Annotated in this window: 16 protein-coding genes and 6 pseudogenes; 15 read left to right on the top strand and 7 right to left on the bottom strand. The window is 69.5% G+C overall.

What is annotated here, in order from left to right; translation table 11 throughout:
• Positions 1 to 18: 18 nt before the first annotated feature.
• The 3 genes from OIU81_RS38745 to OIU81_RS38735 all read right to left on the bottom strand — a co-directional run bounded on the left by OIU81_RS38745 (position 19) and on the right by OIU81_RS38735 (position 6,597).
• Positions 19 to 1,431 carry a M1 family metallopeptidase gene (locus OIU81_RS38745; RefSeq protein ID WP_329142455.1) on the bottom strand — a complete coding sequence of 471 codons (1,413 nt, stop codon included), beginning with the start codon at positions 1,429 to 1,431 and terminating at the stop codon, positions 19 to 21.
• The gene (pls, locus tag OIU81_RS38740; protein WP_329142456.1) at positions 1,428 to 5,387 is read right to left on the bottom strand and encodes an epsilon-poly-L-lysine synthase Pls; all 3,960 of its coding nucleotides are present in this window, start codon (positions 5,385 to 5,387) and stop codon (positions 1,428 to 1,430) included. Before pls ends, OIU81_RS38745 begins: the two co-directional genes overlap by 4 nt.
• A gap of 436 nt (positions 5,388 to 5,823) precedes the next feature.
• The gene (locus tag OIU81_RS38735) at positions 5,824 to 6,597 is read right to left on the bottom strand and encodes a hypothetical protein (protein ID WP_329142457.1); all 774 of its coding nucleotides are present in this window, start codon (positions 6,595 to 6,597) and stop codon (positions 5,824 to 5,826) included.
• Positions 6,598 to 6,633: 36 nt separating this feature from the next.
• Between OIU81_RS38735 and OIU81_RS38730 the strand changes: the two are divergent.
• From OIU81_RS38730 to OIU81_RS38720, 3 genes and pseudogenes are all read left to right on the top strand, one after another.
• A pseudogene (locus tag OIU81_RS38730) lies at positions 6,634 to 6,774 on the top strand (cobalamin biosynthesis protein CobW); the annotation flags it as partial.
• Positions 6,758 to 6,880 (top strand): annotated as a pseudogene (locus OIU81_RS38725) (30S ribosomal protein S18); the annotation flags it as partial. The pseudogenes OIU81_RS38730 and OIU81_RS38725, both read left to right, overlap by 17 nt.
• A gap of 125 nt (positions 6,881 to 7,005) precedes the next feature.
• Positions 7,006 to 7,215 (top strand): hypothetical protein, encoded by a 210-nt coding sequence (locus OIU81_RS38720; protein ID WP_443074185.1) that lies wholly within the window; start codon positions 7,006 to 7,008, stop codon positions 7,213 to 7,215.
• Positions 7,216 to 7,346: 131 nt separating this feature from the next.
• Here the strand turns inward: OIU81_RS38720 and OIU81_RS38715 are convergent, their stop codons facing one another.
• Together OIU81_RS38715 and OIU81_RS38710 are read right to left on the bottom strand one after the other, a co-directional pair.
• Positions 7,347 to 7,736 carry a MarR family winged helix-turn-helix transcriptional regulator gene (locus OIU81_RS38715; RefSeq protein WP_329142458.1) on the bottom strand — a complete coding sequence of 130 codons (390 nt, stop codon included), beginning with the start codon at positions 7,734 to 7,736 and terminating at the stop codon, positions 7,347 to 7,349.
• A 291-nt stretch (positions 7,737 to 8,027) separates the two neighbouring features.
• Entirely contained in the window at positions 8,028 to 8,309 is a 282-nt protein-coding gene (locus OIU81_RS38710) for a phosphatase PAP2 family protein (RefSeq protein WP_329142459.1), read from the bottom strand.
• 847 nt (positions 8,310 to 9,156) lie between these two features.
• Between OIU81_RS38710 and OIU81_RS38705 the strand changes: the two genes are divergently transcribed.
• The 3 genes from OIU81_RS38705 (at position 9,157) to OIU81_RS38695 (ending at position 9,944) form a co-directional block, all read left to right on the top strand.
• Positions 9,157 to 9,492 carry a helix-turn-helix domain-containing protein gene (locus tag OIU81_RS38705; protein WP_329142460.1) on the top strand — a complete coding sequence of 112 codons (336 nt, stop codon included), beginning with the start codon at positions 9,157 to 9,159 and terminating at the stop codon, positions 9,490 to 9,492.
• Between the two features lie 116 nt (positions 9,493 to 9,608).
• On the top strand, positions 9,609 to 9,737 hold the full coding sequence (locus tag OIU81_RS38700) for a hypothetical protein (RefSeq protein WP_329331895.1): 129 nt from the start codon (positions 9,609 to 9,611) through the stop codon (positions 9,735 to 9,737).
• A gap of 3 nt (positions 9,738 to 9,740) precedes the next feature.
• The gene (locus OIU81_RS38695) at positions 9,741 to 9,944 is read left to right on the top strand and encodes a cold-shock protein (RefSeq protein ID WP_215067737.1); all 204 of its coding nucleotides are present in this window, start codon (positions 9,741 to 9,743) and stop codon (positions 9,942 to 9,944) included.
• Positions 9,945 to 10,402: 458 nt separating this feature from the next.
• On the opposite strand, the gene OIU81_RS38690 is transcribed toward OIU81_RS38695, so the two are convergent.
• Positions 10,403 to 10,963 (bottom strand): hypothetical protein, encoded by a 561-nt coding sequence (locus tag OIU81_RS38690; RefSeq protein WP_329142461.1) that lies wholly within the window; start codon positions 10,961 to 10,963, stop codon positions 10,403 to 10,405.
• Positions 10,964 to 11,176: 213 nt separating this feature from the next.
• On the opposite strand from OIU81_RS38690, the gene trhA reads away from it, so the two are divergent.
• The 9 genes and pseudogenes from trhA to OIU81_RS38645 form a co-directional block, all read left to right on the top strand.
• The gene (gene trhA / locus OIU81_RS38685) at positions 11,177 to 12,007 is read left to right on the top strand and encodes a PAQR family membrane homeostasis protein TrhA (RefSeq protein WP_443073896.1); all 831 of its coding nucleotides are present in this window, start codon (positions 11,177 to 11,179) and stop codon (positions 12,005 to 12,007) included.
• Positions 12,008 to 12,676: 669 nt separating this feature from the next.
• Positions 12,677 to 12,823, top strand: a pseudogene (locus OIU81_RS38680) (cold-shock protein); the annotation flags it as partial.
• 414 nt (positions 12,824 to 13,237) lie between these two features.
• The gene (locus tag OIU81_RS38675; RefSeq protein ID WP_007387007.1) at positions 13,238 to 13,441 is read left to right on the top strand and encodes a cold-shock protein; all 204 of its coding nucleotides are present in this window, start codon (positions 13,238 to 13,240) and stop codon (positions 13,439 to 13,441) included.
• Positions 13,442 to 13,764: 323 nt separating this feature from the next.
• Complete coding sequence (locus OIU81_RS38670; protein WP_329142462.1) at positions 13,765 to 15,276, top strand: DEAD/DEAH box helicase; 1,512 nt, start codon at positions 13,765 to 13,767, stop codon at positions 15,274 to 15,276.
• 45 nt (positions 15,277 to 15,321) lie between these two features.
• Entirely contained in the window at positions 15,322 to 15,726 is a 405-nt protein-coding gene (locus OIU81_RS38665) for a CBS domain-containing protein (protein ID WP_329142463.1), read from the top strand.
• A gap of 55 nt (positions 15,727 to 15,781) precedes the next feature.
• Positions 15,782 to 16,093, top strand: coding sequence for an SCO5918 family protein (locus OIU81_RS38660; protein WP_329142464.1), 312 nt, complete (start codon positions 15,782 to 15,784; stop codon positions 16,091 to 16,093).
• 70 nt (positions 16,094 to 16,163) lie between these two features.
• Positions 16,164 to 16,882: pseudogene (locus OIU81_RS38655) on the top strand (IS5 family transposase); the annotation flags it as partial.
• A gap of 154 nt (positions 16,883 to 17,036) precedes the next feature.
• Positions 17,037 to 17,510: pseudogene (locus tag OIU81_RS42620) on the top strand (polysaccharide deacetylase family protein); the annotation flags it as partial.
• 260 nt (positions 17,511 to 17,770) lie between these two features.
• Positions 17,771 to 18,187: pseudogene (locus tag OIU81_RS38645) on the top strand (YncE family protein); the annotation flags it as partial.
• 32 nt (positions 18,188 to 18,219) lie between these two features.
• Here OIU81_RS38645 and OIU81_RS38640 read toward each other — a convergent pair.
• The gene (locus OIU81_RS38640) at positions 18,220 to 18,597 is read right to left on the bottom strand and encodes a GtrA family protein (protein ID WP_329332054.1); all 378 of its coding nucleotides are present in this window, start codon (positions 18,595 to 18,597) and stop codon (positions 18,220 to 18,222) included.
• Positions 18,598 to 18,599: the final 2 nt, after the last annotated feature.

Genomic DNA, 18,599 nt, shown 5'->3' with positions numbered 1-18,599 from the left:
CGTCCCGCCCCGGTGTGCTCAGCTGCGGCCGGGTGGGAGTGGCGGCAGCGGCTTTTCGTAGAGCCATGAATGCAGTAGCGGTTTGATCGGGTGTGTGGCCCAACGGCCGGCGTGGGCGACGAATGCGGCGGTGTCGACGCTTGCGCCGCGGTGGGTCTGGTGCCAGGCGCGGAGCATGCTGAAGAAACGGTGGTCGCCCATGGCTCGCCGTAGGGCGTGCAGGGTGCAGGCGCCGCGTACGTAGACCCTGTCGTCGAAGATGCGGCGTTGGCCGGGGTCGGCGATGCGCAAGTCCTGGCCGCGGCGGTGGAGTGAGTGCCACGCTTGTCGGGCGAGCTGGTCGGCGCTGTCCTCGCCGAGGTGTTCCGACCAGAGCCATTCGGCGTAGGTGGCGAAGCCTTCGTTGAGCCAGATGTCGCGCCAGTCGCGCAGGCTGACGCTGTTGCCGTACCACTGGTGGGCGATCTCGTGGGCCACCAGTGTCTCCCAGCCGCGCCGTCCGTCGATGTGGTTGCTGCCGAAAACGGACAGTGTCTGGTTCTCCACCGGGGCGGCGAGTTCGGCGTCGACGACCACCGCGCCGTACGCCTCGAAGGGGTAGTCGCCGAAGTAGCCGCTGAATGCGCGGAGCATGTCGGGCTGGCGGGCCAGGTCATACCGTGCGCGCTCGGCCAGCCGTGCGGGGTAGGCGTTGTGCAGGGCGATGGGCGAGCCGGCAGCGCCGAGGTGTACGGGGTCGCCGTCGTGGCTGAAGCGGCCGGTGTAAAGGGCGGCGAGATAAGGGGCCATGGGCCCGGGGTGGTGGTAGGTCCAGCATTCCGAGCGGCCGCTGCGGCGGCGCTCGCGCAGGGTGCCGTTGGCCAGGGCGTGGTGACCGTGCGGGACACTCACCCGGAAGGTGAAAGCGGCCTTGTCGTCGGGTCGGTCGTTGCACGGGAACCAGGAGGGGGCGCCCAGGGGTTGGGAGGCGACCAGCGTGCCGTCATGCGGGTCGCCGGTGCGGTCCCAGCCGATCGGTCCGAACGGGGAGCGGAGGGGCTTGGGCCGGCCGCTGTAGCCGATGTCCACGGTGAAGTGCTTGCCCTGGGCGAGCGGACGGGGGGTGTCCAGGTACAGCTTCCCGTGCTGCTGGCGGGTGCGGACCCGGGTCCCGTTGATCCGGGCGGTGTGCGCGGTCAGCCGGGAGAGGTCGAGTTCCACCCGCTCCAGGGGCCGGTCGGCCACCGCCTTGATGCGGGCCAGTCCGTCGAGGCTGGCGTTACCCGGGTCGTAGGCCAGATGCAGGTCGTAGGAGACGGTGTGGTGGGCGTAGGTGCCGTGGCTCGGGAAGTAGCGGTCGTCGGACGGTGACATGAGGCCGTCCGCGGCGGTCGCGGCGAGCGGCATCAGGGCCACGCCCCTGATGAGGGCGCGGCGGCTGCACCGGATCACGCGGCCACACCGTCTTCGGTGCGGGCCTGTTCGGGCCGGGCCGCCCGCTCGCCCGCGATGGGGTTGCCCGCCCACCGTGTGCCCTCGGGCACGCTCTCGCCCCGCATGACCAGCGAGGACGCCGAAATGGCGGCGCGCGCCCCGACAGTGGTCCCCGGCAGGACGATGCTGTGCGGGCCCAGTGAGGCCCCCTCGGCGAGGTGCACCGTGTCCAGCCGCATGATCCGGTCGTGGAAGAGGTGGGTTTGCAGTACGCAGCCCCGGTTGACACTGACGCCGTCTCCGAGCGTGATCAGGTCCGTCTCCGGCAGCCAGTAGCTCTCCAGCCACACACCGCGGCCGATCGTGGCGCCGAGGCTGCGCAGCCACACGTTGAGCACCGGGGTTCCGGTGAAGGCACCGGCCATCCACGGCACGGCAAGGGACTCGACGAAGGTGTCGAACAGCTCGTTGCGCCACACGAAGGGCGACCAGAGGGGGTGCTCACTTGTGGTGAAGCGGCCGACCAGCAACCACTTCGCCGCGGTGGTGGTGAGCCCGGCGGAGAGGGCCGCGGCCAGCAGCAGCGGGGCGCCGACGAGCGCGGCCAGGGTGAGACCACCCCTGTCGAGCGCGTCCTGCTCCCCCAGCAGGACGGCCTCGGCGAGCGCCACCCCGCACATCAGCGGCAGTACGCGGCACAGTTCGACGGCGGCGCGTGCCAGGACCAGCCGCCGCGGCGGCGCGAAGGTCCGTGCGGGGTCGGCCGCGGCCGACACGCGGGGCAGCGGCATCGCGGGCCGGCCGAGCCAGGACATGCCCGGCTCGCTGTGTGCGGGGGCATCGGAGAGTACGCCGACGAGGCTGTGGTCGGGCACATCACGGCTGGGACCGACGATGCCGGAGTTGCCGACGAAGGCACGCCGTCCGATGCGGACCCGCCCCAACCGCAGCCATCCGCCGCGCAGTTCGAAGGGTGCGACCAGAGTGTCGTCGGCGAGGAACGCCCCGTCCTCGATGTGCAGCAGGGACGGCAGCGGAAGGACGGTGGAGATCTCGGCGTGTTTGCCGACGCGTGCGCCGAGCAGCCGCAGCCAGTGCGGCGTGGCGAGGCTCGCGTAGATCGGGAAGAGGCTGCCGCGGGCGCCGTCCAGGAGGCGGGTGATCAGCCAGGCCCGCCAGGCCACTCCGCCGCTCGCGGGGTGCAGCCCCGGGGCGATGCCGCGGCCGAGGATGCGCACCACGGCGGCGGTCAGCAGGATCGAGCAGCCGGTCGTGACGACGGCGAACACCGGCACAGCCGCGAACAGGCGCAGTGCCGCGGTGGAAAGGGCGGCGCAGTTATGGACCAAGGCGTATGCGCCGATGAGCGCGGGGGCGGCGGTCAGCAGCGCCAGCAGCGGCAGGCCGACGAGGGAGAGGGCGTAGGCGGCGCTCCACGGCCGCGAGCGCTGCCAGGAGGGCGCGGGCCAGCCGGTGCCGGCGAGCTGCTCGGCGGCTTCGGCAGGGCGGGCCGGGGAACCGGTCCAGCGGTGGCCGTCGGGGATCGCACCGCCCAGGCAGCTACCGGGCGCGAGTTCGGCGCCCCGGCCGATGACGGCATCGGGCAGCAGCATGCTGCGGTGACCGACGCGTGCCCCGGCCCCGATGCGTACGGCGCCGATGTGCAGGGTGTCGCCGTCGAGCCACCAGCCGGAGATGTCGGCCTCGGGCTCGACGCTGCAGCCGTCGCCGAGCTCGGCGAGGCCGGTGACCGGCGGCATGGTGTGCAGCGCCACGTTGCGCCCGGTGGTGCAGCCCAGCGTCCGGGCGTACAGCCGCGCCCAGGGCGTGCCGAGCAGGGACGGGATGCCGAAGGCGGCGACGACGCGTTCGGCGGTCCACAGCCGCAGGTGGGTGGCGCCGCCACGCGGGTAGGCGCCGGGGGTGATCGAGCCGGTGAGCATCCGGGCGGCCCCGGCGCCGATGGCGCAGCGCATCGGCGCGCTGAAGAGCACCACCCAGCCGACGACAACCAGCCACCACGCGGTGTGCGGGGCCCAGACCTGCGGGGCGATCCAGCCGAGCACGTTGTCGGCGAGCGCGAGCCCGACGAGCCCACGCAGCCCGGCGACCCCGTACAGGGCGGTCTGGACGAGGAGTTGGACGGCGGCGGCGCGGCGCGGCACAGGGCGTACCGGGCGCACTTCGTCCACGGGACCGCCGAGCGAGTCGAGGTGCTCGGCCATCTTGTGCAGTACCGGGTGGCGGTAGAGGTCGGCGACCGAGACGCCGGGGTGGTGCTCGCGGAGCATGGACGCCATCCGGGCGGCGACCAGGCTGGTGCCGCCGAGGGAGACGAAGTCGCTGTCCGGGCCGGGCCGGACGCCGAGCAGTTGCTCCCAGATGCCGGCGAGGCGGGCTGCGGTGCCGTGCAGTGCCGGTCCGGCCTCGCCGTGGCCCACCGTATCGCGGGCGGGCGGCAGCGGCCAGGGCAGAGCCTTGCGGTCGACCTTGCCGGACGTACGGGTCGGCAGGCTCTCGACCTCGGCCAGGACGGGCACCATCTGGCCGGGCAGCCGTTCCTTGAGCAGGGCTCTGGCCTTGTCCTGCTGGAAGCTGGAGCCGTCGCCGGTGCGCTGCTCGGGCACGACGTAGCCGACCAGCACCTGGGTGCCGGCCGGGGTGGTCTGCACGGCCGCGGCGGCGCCGCGGACGCCGGGCAGGGCGCCGAGCGCGGCGTCGATCTCCCCGAGCTCGATCCGCCGTCCACCGAGTTTGACCTGGTCATCGGCGCGGCCGACGAACAGCAGGCCCTCGGGTTCGGCGCGTACGAGGTCGCCCGTGCGGTAGGCGCGCGCGGTCCGCAGGACGTGGTCGGGGCGGAAGCGGTCGGCGTCCTTGGCGGGGTCGAGGTAGCGGGCCGTGCCCACGCCGCTGATCAGCAGCTCCCCCTCCTCGCCGAACCCGGCTGGCTGACCGGCCCGGTCGACGACGGCCAACTGCCAGCCCTCCAGCGGCAGTCCGATGCGTACCGGCTCCCCCGGCAGCAGGCGCGCCGCGCAGGCGACGACGGTGGTCTCGGTCGGCCCGTAGGTGTTCCACATCTCCCGCTCGGGCGCGGCGAAGCGGTCGACCAGCCCGGCCGGGCACGCCTCGCCGCCCACGATCAGCAGTCGGATCCGGCGCATCGCCTCGTCCGGCCACAGCGCGGCGAGCGTGGGCACGGTGGACACCACGGTGATCCCGCGGTCGACCAGCCACGGGCCCAGCTCATGGCCCGCGCGGACCAGCGAGCGCGGCGCCGGCACCAGGCAGGCGCCGTGCCGCCACGCGAGCCACATCTCCTCGCAGGAGGCGTCGAAGGCGACGGACAGGCCGGCCAGCACCCGGTCACCGGGGCCCAGCGGCCGGTCCCGGAGGAAGAGCCCGGCCTCGGCGTCGACGAAGGCGGCGGCCGAGCGGTGGCTGACCGCCACGCCCTTGGGCGCGCCGGTCGAACCCGAGGTGAAGATGATCCACGCGTCGTCCTGCGGGCCCGCGGGCCGCAGGGCCCCGCCGGGCCGGGCCAGGGCCTGCGGCTGGACGTCCGGCCCCAGGACGGCGCAGACGGCGGCCTCCCGGAAGACGGTGGCGGCCCGCTCGTCCGGGTCGTCGGCGTCCACCGGTACGTACGCGGCTCCGCTGCGCAGGATGGCGAGGATCGACAGGTACAGCTCCGCGGTACCGGACGGCACCCGGACACCGACCCGGTCGCCAGGGCCGATTCCGTAGTCCCTGAGTTGCCGTGCGCGGCGTTCGGTCTCGATACACAGCTCGCGGTAGGTGATCACCTCGGTGCCGGTGTCCACGGCGGTCGCCTGGGGGTGTGCGGCGGCGGTGGCATCGAGCACGTCGAGCAGGGTCCGCGGCCGGGGGGTGGTGGCTGTGCGGTATACGGCCCGGCCGGGCGGCTGCTCGGATGGCTCGAAGGGCGATTCGAGAAGGGGCGACGACATCGATATGCCTCTGTTGTTCGGTGCCGGTGGGTGAAAGACCCTCGGACGTTCGCCCCTACAGATGCCGCTGACCAGGCGGAAGGTTCGCGCTTCGGACCAGGAATCCACAAATCGAACATGTTGTGAACATGACCATCGGTCGCTTCGGCAGGCGGCAGCACAAAACGACCCCCGGAGCCTGACTGCCACGTGGGAAAAAGTTGACTCACCGCGGGGACTGTTTTCGGGCGTGACGCCCCATCAGCACAAAACCGCAGGTCAGAGGCTTAATGGCGATCGGTTACGGGTCGGCCGGTCAAGCTTCGGCCAACAGGTTGCGCAACCGAGCAAACATTCATCAAGATCTCATGGAGCCCTCATCGACCCGTCATGAATCCGCCCTACCCTCAAAACCCCACCGTCACACATCGCGCCGTCATACACCAGGGGTCCACGGCTACTTGAGGATGTTCACCGCGCGGGCGACGACCAGAACGACCGTCAGCAGCGAGACCGCCGACTGCACCAGCATCAGCATCTTCGCCCAGCGGGTCAGCGGCATCACATCGGTCGGGCTGAAGGCGGTGGCGTTGGTGAACGACAGATACAGATAGTCGGGGAACTGCGGCTCCCAGTGCTCCGGTGCGAGCTCCAACGCCTGCATCTGCGGGAAGAGGAAGTCCACATGGGCCCGTACGGCCCGGGCCCGCGCGACCGGACCGCCGCGGTCCCACTCCCAGTACCACAGCGCGAAGACGATGACATTGGTGGCCCAGATACTGCCGCCGGTCATCAGCAGCGGCCCCGCGTCACTGCCCTCGCTCCCCCGCACCAGACCGATCACCAGATGCACCGCGGACCAGCCGTTCGCCGCGCTGATCATCGCGATCAGCACCAGCCCCGCCCACCGGTACAGCCGCGAGCCCCGTTCGATCCGGAACGGATTCGCCGCGACCAGCGCGATCAGCAGCGCGGTCTCCAGGGTGGCCAGCAGCCACTCCGGATGGATCGCCAGCCGCTCCGGCAGCAGCCACTGCAGCGCCACAGCCACCAGCACCGCGAGCGTCGAGGGCCAGCGGGGCTCCCCCCGGGTGACCCGCCGCCAGGCGGGCAGCAGCCGGCGGCCCGCCTGCTCCATCCCCGACACGGCGGGTGCCAGCATCGCCTCGATACGGGCCAGCCGCTCGGAGTCGGCGTCGCTCGGTTCACCAGGCTTGGGGTCGTGGGACATGCGGCTCATGCTCGCCGCCGGTCCGGGGAGTGTCCAGCAACCGAACTGTGCTGGCACCCCGAACACGGCGACCGCTGCCAGCACCTCACCTTCACCTGTCCCGGCCTCGACCGGGAGAACCTGCTGGCCCTGCTGGACTCGTGCCTGCACACCGACGCCGAGTACGCGGCCGGGCCTCCGCAGCCCCCGGGTGACCAACGTGACCAGGCAGCAGCAGCGGCAGATCGCCCGCGCCATCAAGAACGCCCGCGAGATGGCCCTCATCCCCTACGCCTCCCGATAGTCAGCCAGGAGGAGAGCAGAAGTGCCGTTGACGATACTTCGGGCACGAAAGGCCGCCCACACACTCGTTGCCGCCCTCGCGCAGGTGGGACGGTGAACACCGGCAGGACGCCGAACCGGGGACTGTTGAGCATCATCTCGGGCAACACCCCGCAGCCCAGACAGTGGGTAGTCGAGCGCACCCTGAGCTGGCAGATGCGCTCGCGCCGCCTGGTGCGCGACTGCGAAACGCTGCCCGCCACCAGCGAGACCATGGTCCTGTGGTCGATGGCCATGCTCATGGGTCGCCGCCTCGCCACCCGCAGGACCCCGCAGGTGATGGGGCTGGCGGCCTGATAATGGCCGTACCGATGGCCCCACGGCCGGTCTCCGGCAAGCGGCCGGCCATCACGGCGCTTCGCTTCGCGGACCGGGCGACGTAGCTCCCGAGCGGCCGTGACGGTGAACGGTCGCCCCCGGCGGGTGGTTCACCAAACAGGCCGGAGGCTGGCCGGGTGACCGCCAGGCAACTGGTCCAGGTAGGTGCGCAGGTCGTGGTGGATGGCGTCGAGGCGGTCGACGCCGATGAGTTCGGCCCACTGCTGCTCGGTCTCGCTCCACAACTGGTCGGCGAGCCGCAGGTATCCCTGCCCTCGGTCGGTCAGCCGCAGGACCTGCGCGCGTCGGTCGGTGGGGTGAGGGTGGCGTTGGAGGTAGCCCCAGTCGACGAGTTCGGTGACGGTCTTGGATGCGGACTGTTTGGTCACGCCGAGGTGGGACGCCAGGTCGACCGTCGTGGCCCCCGTCGGCAGTGCGGAAGCAGACCCGGCGAGGTGCCGCTGATGCTCGCGATGGCCTTCCGCGCCATGAGTGACCATCTGCACCCCACACGACCGTCGCCCCCGCCCGGCTCGAGGAGAGCGCCGAGGCTGCTCAGGTCCTTCGGACGGTTCTGGTACGACTTCGTCATCGGAGACGACTGGAAGATCGCCGCCGCCGTGGCCGCGGGCGCTCGCGCTCCTGCTAGCGGCACTCGCGCCGCACCTGTTCGCGGACACCGCCTGGCCTTGCACGGCGGTGTCCTGATCATGGCCGGATTCTCTGTCGGCCTGGCACTGGAAACGCGCCGCAGCAAGCCATGAGCGCGCGCCGGGCGCGTCCGCGGGCCCTCAGCGCGCGGTGCCCGGCTCGGCCGCCAGCACCGGACGCAGAGTCCCGGTCCGCAGGCGGGGCACCGGACGTGTGGCCAAATGCCCGAGAGTCATGCTGACCAGGTAGGCGACCGGCAGGGCGAGTACGGCGCTCGCGAGAACGTCGTGGGGGTAGTGGTCGCCGACGTACACGCGGGTGAAGCCCTCGAAGAGAGCGAACAGCGCGGCGATCAGGGCCAGGCAGCGGTCCAGCAGGAACAGTGCGGCGACGGCGTAGTGCGTCTCCGGCCGGTCATCCACGCAGTCAGATGGGGAAGGCGCGGTCTTCGCGGCGTCGAGGCTGCGTATTGGTGCTGCTCGGGTGCGGGTGTCCCCGGCTGGAGTGGAGCCGCCGCGTGCCCCTCCTGCGGCCGAGGTGGACCATCTCTCTTCTTGGCGAACGAAAATCTATGCCAGCTGGAGTAGACATTGGGTGGTGGTGTGGTTATGGTTTCTCTCGTAGCCGAGATCAAGTAAGGCCCGGCAGAGACGAACTGCCGGGCAGCAGTACACGCAGTTCGCAAGACGGTGCGGTGGTGGAGTTTCGAAGCCAGGGTTGTTGCAGGACGGCGACGGGACTGACGACCGGACCGGGTGGCCCGCAGTGATCAGGGGCCGCCGTGAGCAGTACCGCAAGAGCAGTTCTCAGTGCAGTTCGCAGTACCAGCAGTGCGGTTGTCAGTGGTTCCTCGGTAAAGGCGTCGGCTGCGGGCGCGCGTACCGGGAGGTTCGGCAGTGGGGTTCTAAGCCAGAGCAGATGCAGGACGGGCGACGGGGCTGGCTGCCGAAGGGTGGCGCTGTTCGAGGCCACCAGCAGTACGCAGTTCCCATGTGGTAAGTGATTGATTCAGAGGGAAGAACGGAGGAGCCCCGCACCATCAGGATCGCCCGGGCGGAAGTCTTGAGCCCGGGTACCGCAGGACATCGATAGTGAGGTGGTCTCCGGTCAAGCAACCGCGATCCCCGCAACCCCGACAGCAGCTCGGTCGGGCCAGTGGAAACAGAAGGCCGGCGCAGGACCAGGGCCGGCAGATGGTGTAGCAGTTCCTTCGGGGCCCTGGTGCCACATGGCACCAGGGCCCCTCCACGCGTTCCACAGAGAGGTGCAATGACAGCAGACGAATCGTTCGGACGTCTCGATGACGACGACTACCCCGCCTACACCATGGGCCGGGCCGCCGAAATGCTCGGCACCACCCAGGGCTTCCTTCGTGCCCTCGGCGAAGCCCGCCTCATCACCCCGCTGCGCTCCGCGGGCGGCCACCGACGCTACTCCCGCTACCAACTGCGCATTGCCGCCCGCGCCCGGGAACTCGTCGACCAGGGAACCCCCATCGAGGCTGCCTGCCGCATCGTCATCCTCGAAGACCAACTCGAAGAAGCCCAGCGCATCAACGCCGAACACCACCGCGCCGCGGGAGCGTCCAGTCCGCCCGTGGCCTGAGACGGTGCGCCCGCCGGGCACCGGCGGGCTCCCGCACGCACCTGTCGGGGTGTGACGCGTGGCTCCTTTCCTATGGTGACAGAGTGTGCGGACGGGTAGCGTCTGCGTCAGCTGTCATGGTTCGGAAGTTCCCCTTCGCCCACGTCTTCGGCGTGGGCGTTCTGCTGTGCTGTGCTGCAGGAACCAGGGCGATCACCTCCGCCTGCCGCACGTTGCGGGAGGCGCACATCGGCTGGAAGGTGTGAGACATGGCTACGGGAACTGTGAAGTGGTTCAACGCGGAGAAGGGCTTCGGCTTCATCGCCCAGGACGGGGGCGGCCCGGACGTGTTCGCCCACTACTCCGCGATCAACTCCTCGGGCTTCCGTGAGCTCCAGGAAGGCCAGGCCGTGACGTTCGACGTCACCCAGGGCCAGAAGGGCCCCCAGGCCGAGAACATCAACTCCGCCTGACCTTCCCGGCCCTGCCCGAGGATCGCGCACACCGCGTCCGGTAGCTGCCGCCGCCCGTGCGGGCAATGCTTTGACCGGACAGGGGACGCGCTCTCGTTCCGGGCGGCGCAAGAGCCTGTCATGCACAGGATCGGGGTCGCGTAGCCATGGCTGCGCGACCCCGATCTGTCGAGATGCATCCGGGCACGGTGCGACTTCGGCCGGGACCTTCTGAACTCGTTCGCTTCGCGTGTTGCCCCGGGCGTTCGCCCTACCGTGCGCATAGCCGTTGAGCCTGAAGCCACGACGCTACGGTCCTGGTCGCCGGCGCGCAGGTCGTCGGCGACCAGGGTGTTACCCGGAAGCCACAGGAGCACCGGCCGGATGAGCATGGATACGAGGCCGGGGCTGCGCGCCGCGTGGCGGCTCGGGCGCCGCACGCCCTGTGCGGCTTGTCGTGCAGTGGGAGGAGCGGACCTTTAGATGCTCATCCAGGCTTCGAGGAAGGCTTTCCGTCCAGCGCAATCGTCCGACCTGCGGTCGGCGTGCAGGACGCGCCAGGCGGTGAGTTCCAGATCGCGGAGCCACAGTTCTCCGATGACCTGTGTCTTGAGGTCGGGAAGATGGTCGGACTCGGCGAGGGCTTGACCGATCACCTCCCCGGCTGCGGCGCGTTGGGCCGGGGTCATCTCATCGACAGCCGAGAGGATCTGTCGGGCCAGGGCGGTTCCTTCGCCTGCCAGGGATTGCGCCACCTCAGCCTTGATGTTGGCGGGTAGCAGGTAGGCGGTGCCCGAGGACCTCCACAGGTCCGACCAGAAGCGCTCGCCTGCCTCGGTGGGGGCAGGGAGCGCGGCCAGCAGTCCGAGGAGATGGCCGATGGCCGCGTAGCCACCGGAGTGGGCAGCTGCGACGACTGCGATGCCGGCAACGCGATCCACATCGAGATGGCTGGCTTCGAGGTCTGAAGCCAGGCCCAATTGGTATTCCAACTGGTCTGTGAGCGGGGCGGATACGTGGGGACGGACCTCAGGAAGCATCGGCGATCCTTGCGGGTAGGCGAGCGGAGATGCCCGTTCGGAAGCCCTGATCGTTCCCACGACCAGCCGATCTACTCAGCTTCGGGAGACCCAATTCCCGGCGGGACCAACCGACCGGAGTCCACACGGCGAGAGCCCACACCCGACGACATGCACCTGGCTCTCGGGCCGACCTCTCGAAGGCTGTCCTGCGAGGTCTCCTAGCATGAGCGCATGATTGCCAGTGACGCCCACGAGTCCGAAGGAGGACGGGAAGCTGTGTCCCGCGACGCCGCTGAAGCCGAATGTGTCCACGCCGCCTCAGCGCGTGGAGAACAACGCGAAGTCGGGCTGCCCGGCGGATCACAAGGTGACGATGCAGCAGAAAATGGTCACTCGGTTGCCGCTCTGGTGGAGCAGGCCTCCGACCTGGCCGAATCGATCAAGCCGAGGTTGCGTGGCTGGCTCCATGCCGGAATGGTCCCCGCCGCACTCATCGCAGGCATTGTACTCATCTGCCTGGCTCGCACCCCACAGGCGGCCTGGGCGTGCGCAGTGTACTCGGTCACCGCCTGGCTGCTGTTCGCAACAAGCGCCATTTACCACCGCGGCACCTGGGGGCCGCTCGGCGAAGCCCTTCTGCGACGTCTCGACCACGCCAACATCTTCCTGATCATCGCCGGCACCTGCACCCCCCTGGCCGTGCTCCTCCTGCCACCGGGCCAGAGGTCCGTGCTGTTGTGGATCGTGTGGGCGGGCGCGTTGGCCGGCATCGCGTTCCGGATCCTGTGGGTCGGAGCCCCGCGCTGGCTGTACACCCCGTGCTACCTGGCTCTGGGGTGGGCGCCGGTGCGCTACCTGCCCGACTTCCTGCACACCGGCGGAGCGGCCGTACTCGCCCTGATCGTGGCCGGCGGTCTCCTCTACAGCGCGGGCGCGGTCGTCTACGCCCTCCAGCGCCCCGACCCCTCACCCCGCTGGTTCGGCTTCCACGAGGTCTTCCATGCGCTGACCGTGGCAGCCTTCACCGCGCACTACACCGCCATCTTCCTGGCCACCTACTGACCGCGACAACGTTCTGGCTCACACCGCGCGCGTCCCACACGTTGCACGCTGACGGGTGCGTACATGACGCTGCCGATCGTCGCAGTGGACGGCGCATGCGCCGGATGACGCTCTCGTGGACCTGCCGGTCGACAGTCGTAATCCGCTGAGGCCGAGTCAGCCGACGGGCGCCTCCGCGGTCGTTCCGGAGGGACAAGGTTGCCTGGCACCTGCGGTGCTGGGCAACGCTTCGCTCTGCGGCTTCGCTGCGGTGCTGCCACAAATGTCACCGATTGGCGACCCGGACGGCCTGGGGTGCCACGGCCCTGACGGCTGAGGCGAACGCGGCGAAGATGTACGCGCCGATCATCGAGCCGAGAGCGATCACCGAGTCGAACGCCCCAGCCGGCGTCTCAGCTCCCCGCTTCCTGCGGTCGGCGCCGACCTGCTCATTGCTCGCTCCTCGACAGCTGCGACGAAGGCGCCGGTCAGTGACGGGTCCGATATCAGCGCGCGATATGGGAACAGGGTTTTGAGCAGGTGCCCAACCTGGGGTTCAACGCAGTGGTGGGCGCTGAGATTGCTTTCGGAGTGGGTGTTCTGCTGTGCTGTGCTGTGCTGTGCTGTGCTGTGCTGCACGAATCAGGGCGATCACCTTCGGCTTTCGCATGGAGCGGACGGCAATTGTGCGGCGGCCCGGATGTCTTCGCGCACTACTCCGCGAGCAACTCCGCCGGCTTCCGTGCGCTCCAGGAAGACCAGGCTGTGACGTTCGACGTCACACAGGGCCAGAAGGAACCGCGGGCCGGCCTTCAGGCGACGGTCGCGGGATCTTGAGCGGCGCGTGATCAGGGCCGCGAACGGGCCGATGGAGCCGCCGCCGGGCAGGATGCTGCCACCGGAATAGTTGTGCCCTTTGAGCCGTGAACAGCGACCGCCCTTCCTGAAACGCTGCCCTCCGGGTGGGTCAATATCTATGACCGCGAGGTGAGGGTTTAACGCGCCAGGCGGCGAGTGTTTTTACCGCAACCAACAGAGCGGAATTATTTGCCGTGCACGGGCCGCTACCTCGTGCTACCGTCGACCTCAGTTGCAGTTGTGGTTCCCAAAACTTCAAGCGCCTCCGCCGGTATTTTCAGCCACTGGAAGCGCTTTCGTGTTGCCGGTCATTTTCCGGACGGGGCATCATCGCGGCGACCCGGCATCCGCGCATCGCGGGACCCCGGCGTACCGCCCTGAAGGAGATATGACGTGGCATCAGGTACCGTAAAGTGGTTCAACGCAGCCAAGGGTTTTGGCTTCATCGAGCAGGACGGTGGAGGGGCTGACGTGTTCGCCCACTTCTCGAACATCGCCGCCCAAGGCTTCCGCGAGCTGCTCGAAGGTCAGAAGGTCACCTTCGACATCGCGGCGGGCCAGAAGGGCCCGACGGCCGAGAACATCGTTCTCGCCTGACGCTGACACACGCACTTCGCAGCTGGGGCCCGCATCCCTCGGGGTGCGGGCCCCAGCTGCGGACATATCCCGCAGTGGTATCACCTGTGGAACAACTCGCCCGCAGCTCTTCCCCGGGTATGCGCACCTCTTTGAGCTGCACCGGTCGGCGTCCGGGAGTCTACGTCCACATGACGGCACCCATTTCATCACCGGCACCTGCACCGGATTGACTGCAATCCAGATTCTATTTCGCATTCCATTCGGCCCGTTCTTGTGTTTCCCCGCGCTGTTCTTCCGCTGCGGGAATTCCTTGATACGCGCCCTATCAAGGAAGGTTCTCCATGAACCCCACACGTACGAACGGCCGCTCTTCCCGCCCCCGCCGGACCGACGGCACCGCTTTTGGCTCCAGCGCCGGTTCGAGGCGGGGCGGCCGCTTCGGCTCGCCCGCCCCGAGCCGTTCAGGGGGTCCGAGCCGCTCGGGCGGCCGTGGCCGGCGGCCCGCCGCGGTCCAGGGCGAGTTCGCCCTGCCGGAGACGCTCACTCCCGCGCTGCCCGCGGTCGAGGCGTTCACCGATCTCGGCATGCCAGGGCCGCTGCTGGCCGCGCTGACGGCGCAAGGCGTGAGCGTTCCGTTCCCGATCCAGGGCGCGACCCTGCCCAACACCCTCGCGGGCCGCGACGTCCTGGGACGCGGGCGCACCGGCTCCGGCAAGACCCTCGCCTTCGGCCTGGCCCTGCTGGCCCGCACCGCCGGACAGCGCGCCGAGCCTCGCCAGCCGTTGGCCCTGATCCTCGTGCCGACGCGTGAGCTGGCTCAGCAGGTGACCGACGCACTCACCCCCTACGCCCGCTCGGTGAAGTTGCGCCTGGCCACCGTCGTCGGCGGAATGTCGATCGGCAGGCAGGCCAATATGCTGCGCGGTGGCGCCGAGGTCGTCGTCGCGACGCCGGGCCGGCTCAAGGACCTCATCGAGCGCGGTGACTGCCGGCTGAACCAGGTCGCGATCACCGTGCTGGACGAGGCCGACCAGATGGCCGACATGGGCTTCATGCCCCAGGTCACCGCGCTCCTGGACCAGGTCCGCCCCGAGGGCCAGCGGATGTTGTTCTCCGCCACCCTCGACCGCAACGTCGACCGCCTGGTCCGCCGCTACCTCACCGACCCCGTCGTCCACTCCGTCGACCCGTCCGCAGGTGCGGTCACCACGATGGAGCACCACGTGCTGCACGTCCACGGCGCCGACAAGCACCGGACGACCACACAGATCGCGGCGCGCGAAGGCCGGGTGATCATGTTCCTGGACACCAAGCACGCCGTCGACCGGCTGACGCAGGACCTGTTGAACAGCGGTGTCCGGGCCGCCGCCCTGCACGGTGGCAAGTCGCAGCCGCAGCGCACGCGCACCCTGACCCAGTTCAAGACCGGGCACGTCACCGTACTCGTGGCCACGAACGTCGCTGCACGAGGCATCCACGTCGACGACCTCGACCTTGTCGTCAACGTCGACCCGCCGACCGACCACAAGGACTACCTCCACCGCGGCGGGCGTACCGCGCGCGCCGGCGAGTCCGGCACCGTCGTCACCCTGGTCACCCCCAACCAGCGCCGCGACATGACCCGCCTCATGACGGCTGCCGGCATCGTGCCCCAGAGCACCCAGGTCCGCTCCGGCGAAGAGGCACTCAGCCGGATCACCGGCGCCCAGACCCCCTCCGGCATCCCTGTGACGATCACCGCGCCGGTGCCCGAGCGGCGTCAGCGCAGCACGTCCTCACGCGGCCGACGCAGCCCCGCCTCGGCTGCCCGGCGGGCGACCGTGCGGCAGTCCTCCTTCGACGCGGCGGCCTAAAGACTTCGTGATCAGGAAACTGACCCGCTCATGCAGGAGACACCATTGACGCTCGTTCAGATGCAGCCCTGCTCGGCACATGCCGCCCCCGTGCACAGGACGGTGTCCGATGCCATGGTCACCGGTGGGCCGCAGGTCTGCGACGACATGACCGTCGAGGTCGCCCTGTCCGTCATGGCAAGCGACCGCACCGGGCACCTCCTTGTCTGCGACAGCGGCGGCCTGTGCACCGGACTGGTCACCCAGACCCAGCTCACTGCGGCCCGTGACAGCTCCGCGTACACGGACCGGGTCCAGCTGCGGGACATCCTCGGCGACCGAGCGCCGTTCACCTCTCCCGTGACCACCATGACTGAAGCGCAGAACGCGGTGCGTTACAGCCGGCTCGATGCCCTGCCTGTGATCGACGAACACGGCACCGCTCTGGGCGTCCTGCCCCTTGCCCGCTGAACCGGCTCAACCGCAGCAGAACCATCCCCCTTCGGTCTTCTCTCTGTGAGGCATCATGCGCTGTGTCATCGCCCGCTTCCCGTTCGACCTCACCAAGAGCGGTGTCCTGGAATCGATGAAGGGCGTCAAGCCCGAACAGGTATCCGGCGAGTCCGTGATCATCGGCCGTCGCACCTACCCCGTCAAGCAGGTCGGCCAGGTCGTCACACGTCAGGACCGCCGCGATTTCAGCGCCGGCGAAGTCCTGCGGGCCATGACCCAGCTCGGTTTCACCTGCCGCGGCCTTCCCCAGGCCGCCGCGCCCACGCACGTTCTCACCCCGTTGCAGCAGGCTTCCGCGATGCTCGGCGCCCCCACGGCCGTCTGACCGACGGGCAGGCGCGAGCTGCCAGCCAAGCAGCGGTGAGGGTCCGACCGGAATACGCCGGTCGGACCCTCACCGCGTACCGGGGGACTCTCGGCGCGACAGCGGGTCAGTGGTCGAAGTAGCTGAAGTCGCCCATGGTCCAGGCACCGATGCGTTGCCATCGGTCTTCGGGCCGGCCTGGCCAACGGTCTACCGACGCTTCGCACGGTGGAGCCAGGCCCGCGTATGGGCCCGGCTGCACCGCATCATCCTCGACGAGATCGGAGCCCGGGGCGAGCTGGACTGGTCGCGCTTCGCTGTCGACTCCGTCAGCGTCCGTGCACTCAAAGGGGGCAGCTGACCGGACCGAATCCGACCGACCGAGGCAAGAAGGGATCGAAAATCCACCTGGCCGTGGACCGCAGCGGCCTGCCCGTCGCGGTCGCCATCTCGGCCGCCAACACGCACGACAGCCTCGCGCTGCAGCCACTGGTCGCCTCGATCCCGCCCATCCGCTCCCGACGCGGTCCCCGACGACGGAAGCCTGCGAAACTCCACGGGGACAAGGGCTACGACTACCCACACCTGCGGCGATGGCTCCGGAAACGCGGCGTCACACCCCGCATCGCCCGCCGCAGCATCGACAACTCACAGCGACTGGGCCGACACCGCTGGGTGGTCGAGCGCACCATGCCCTGACTCGCCGGCTGCCGCCGCCTGCACCGACGCTACGAACGAAAACCCGAACACTTCCTCGCGTTCACAGCCATCGCCACCAGCCTCATCAACTACCGACGACTCACCAAGTGAAACGACTTCTAACTGCCGTTCAGTGGTTGCCTCGTGCGACACGCACCCGGATGGATCGGACGGATCGCCGCAAATTTGGATCACTGCCACTCTAATGATGTGGTGACCTTCCCAGATCGTCGCTCCGTGCTGCGCGCGACTGCCGCGGCCGCCGGTGCGCTGGTGTCAGGCTGCGACCCGTACTGGGACGAAGACCCCGGCGCCGGGCCGGTCCGCCGACGGGCCAAGCACCTCCGGGACGGGTCATGCCCCAACGGCCCGCGCCCACGCCGCCCGGCCGCCAGCCCGGGTGCCCGGCCGGCCTGTACAGATCGAGCACGGCCCACGGGGCGGCCGCTCGGTCGCGCTCACCTTCCACGGCAGGGGCGACCCGAAGCTGGCCACGGCCCTGCTGCACGAGGCCGAGCGGGCCGGTGTCCGGGTCACCGTGCTGGCCACCGGCGACTGGCTCGACGAGCAGCCCGCGATGGCCCGCCGAATCCTCGACGGCGGCCACGACCTGGGCAACCACACCATGCACCACCGCAACATCTGCGCCCTGCCGAGGGCCACGGCGGCCGCGGAGATCACCCAGTGCGCCGACCGGCTGCGGCGGCTGACCGGCAGCATCGGCAGCTGGTTCCGGCCCTCGCAGGCGCGGCGTGCCACGGATCTGGTGGCGCGGCTGGCCCGGGAGGCCGGCTATCCGCACGTCCTGTCCTACGACGTGGACTCCCTCGACTCCGACGACCCCGGTGCCGCGGCCGTCGCCCGCACGGTCCTGGACAAGACCCGGCTAGGCTCGGTCGTGAGCCTCCATCTCGGGCACGCCGGCACGGTGGCCGCGCTGCCCCCGATCCTTGACGGACTCGGCCGGCGCGGGCTGCGCGCGGTGGCGACAACGGAGCCGTCAAGGACTACCCCGCGCGGATCTACGTCCCCAACACCGGCTCCGACACGGTCAGCGTCATCGACCCGAAGACCTACAAGGTCATCGAAACCATCCCGGTGGGCATCCAGCCGCAGCACGTGGTGCCCTCCTGGGACCTGAAAACGCTCTGGGTCAACAACAACCGGGGGCACGACCTCACCCCGATCGACCCCGCCACCGGCAAGGCCGGCGAGCCCGTCAGGGTCCACGATCCGTACAACCTCTACTTCACGCCCAACGGGAAGTACGCGATCGTGATGGCCTCGATGGACCGTCAGCTGGTCTTCCGCGACCCGCACTCCATGGAGATCCGCAAGACGCTCCCGGTGCCCTGCGCCGGCGTCAACCATGCCGACTTCTCGCCGGACGGGCGGTACTTCATCGTCTCCTGCGATCCGGACTCTGCCATGCCGGGCTCACAGGCACGTCAGAAGGAACGCCGGTCAGATGGGCCAGACGCGGGGCGCTCATTGCCGGGCAGCAGGATTCGGCGCGAGACGAGGAAAGTGATAGGGATCGCGCCGATCGCAGCGGGCAAAGGGGCAAGCCGGCTGCTCACGTGGAGCCAGTGCACGAGAAGGATCGTGCCGGTGCCGGTGAGGACGAAGTTCGTGAGGTTGGTCAGCGGGAAGGTCAGGAACTTTCGCCAGCTCGGGCGGGTTCGGTAGGTGAAGTATGTGTTCAGGAAGAACGAGCCGACCATGCTCAGTGTGAACGCCGCCGTGTATGCGAGTACGTACGGCAGCCACGGGTGCAGTGCCAGGTAGCTACTGTAGAAGGTCACCGTGTTCACGGCGCCCACCATGA

This window comes from Streptomyces sp. NBC_01454, assembly GCF_036227565.1.
Taxonomy (GTDB): Bacteria; Actinomycetota; Actinomycetes; order Streptomycetales; family Streptomycetaceae; genus Streptomyces.
Note: the sequence above shows the minus strand (reverse complement) of the source record. Positions and strands in the feature narration are given on the sequence as shown.